The sequence below is a fragment of the Hymenobacter agri genome (genome assembly GCF_054778495.1).
Map to the genome: position 1 here is coordinate 1 of NZ_BAAGZM010000821.1, position 1,523 is coordinate 1,523.

General features: G+C 63.8%; 1 protein-coding gene. It reads right to left on the minus strand.

Going from position 1 to position 1,523, the window contains the following annotated elements; genetic code table 11:
* Positions 1 to 233: 233 nt before the first annotated feature.
* Positions 234 to 1,130 carry a hypothetical protein gene (locus tag ACYVDE_RS22490; RefSeq protein WP_460503767.1) on the minus strand — a complete coding sequence of 299 codons (897 nt, stop codon included), beginning with the start codon at positions 1,128 to 1,130 and terminating at the stop codon, positions 234 to 236.
* Between the last annotated feature and the right edge of the window lie 393 nt (positions 1,131 to 1,523).

Here is a 1,523-nt window from a genome sequence, read left to right on the forward strand (position 1 = left end):
CTGCCAGCGGTTGCCGAGCAGCAGCGCGCCGGTGCTGCTGAGCAGCTGTGCTAGCTCGGCCAGGCCCCACTTGCCGGCCCGGTAGCGCAGCACCGCGTAGCCCGCCGGGTGCGTAAGCAGCTCACCGGCGGCGTTAGTAAACACAAGTGTGAGGGAAGCAGGGCGCATCGAACCAATAGCATGAGGGGTGAGGCCGGGCGGCAGCAGGGCCGGCAAAGCCGCGTTCGGGCGCGTTACCATAATCGTCGCGTGAGTTCAACCGACACGTAAAACAGCTTTTCCGCATTGCCCCACTCGGGCACGTGCAGCGGCACCAGGTAGGCCGGAATGACGGCAAAGCTGCTGCGGCGCATGTCGAGTGAGATGGGCAGCGACAGCGTGTAGCCGGTGGTAGCGAAGCCCGGCGTATCGGGCGTTTCGAGCACGTTGGCAGTTTTGGTTTTGGTCTGGCCGTTCTTTTTGGTGCTCACCACCTGCTGCCGCACGTTGCGGGCCAGGCCGGCGGCGTAGAAGCGCTGAGTTCCCGTGCCCAGCTCGAAGGTGGGTGTGATGTTAAGTGTGTCGTGGGCGAAAACCGGCAGCGGGAAGGCGTGCGAGACATTCCAGGTGAGCACGAGGTCGCGGGTGCCGCCAAAAAAGGCGTCGGCGGTGAGGCTGGCGTACACGAAGTCGAAGTCGTGCGATAAGCTGCCTTCCACGTTGTCGGTGATGGTGGCGCGGAGCAGCTTGCTGCTGCCGGGAATGAAGAGGTGGGTGTATTGCAAGCTCCAGTCGGTGGGGCCGTGGCCGGTGCGGGCGTAGCCCAGGGAAGCCTCGTAGTCGTCGAACAGCGGGTTGCCGGGACCGTAGGAACTGTTGAGGTAGGTGCCGAGGTAGAGGCCAGAGTGGGTTTGGTAGGTGAGCTGGGTGCCAAGGTAGCCGTGGTCGTCGGCCGCCTCGGGAGCGCGCATGAGGTAGGCGTTACGGTTGCTGGTAGTCAGGTCCACGGTGAGGCGCGGGGGCGCGGCCGGTTGGTTGGCGGCCGGGTGTGGGTCCGTCAGCACTTCGGTGGCGGGGGAGTGAGTTTGCGCGGCGGCCTGCCACCCCATCGGCCCCAGCAACAGCAGCACCACGAGCAGCAAGCGCATCATCAGCAACAGGAAAAAATCAGGGAAGAAACTACCCGCCGGGCCACCATTCACCCGCCGCCAGCGCGGTCGGTACGGGGCATTGACCACGAAACCCGGGCCAAGATTAATCGGCCTGTAATGAATGTTTTATGAGGAAAAGGCGGCGCTTTTTTATTCATTTTTCCTACATCTGAGCCGCAGAGTTTTGCTTCTTTCAACGCTCACAAATTCTGCCCTGGCCATGTCCGCCGCCGATGCTTCTCCGCAGGTTTTTCAGAGTTTTTCGCCCCGGCGCTGGCAGCGCTTCAAGTGGGGCGCGCGTTTGGCCGTGGCGCTGCTGCTGGTAGCCGGCGCGGGCCTGGGCTGGGCCTTATTCCGGCAGTCGGCCACGCTGCTGCCACGGGCTTTTGGGCC

Excerpts from the sequence above, each read along its gene's own strand:
- ACYVDE_RS22490 (WP_460503767.1), bottom strand. The coding sequence starts at position 1,130 with ATGATGCGCTTGCTGCTCGTGGTGCTGCTGTTGCTGGGGCCGATGGGG.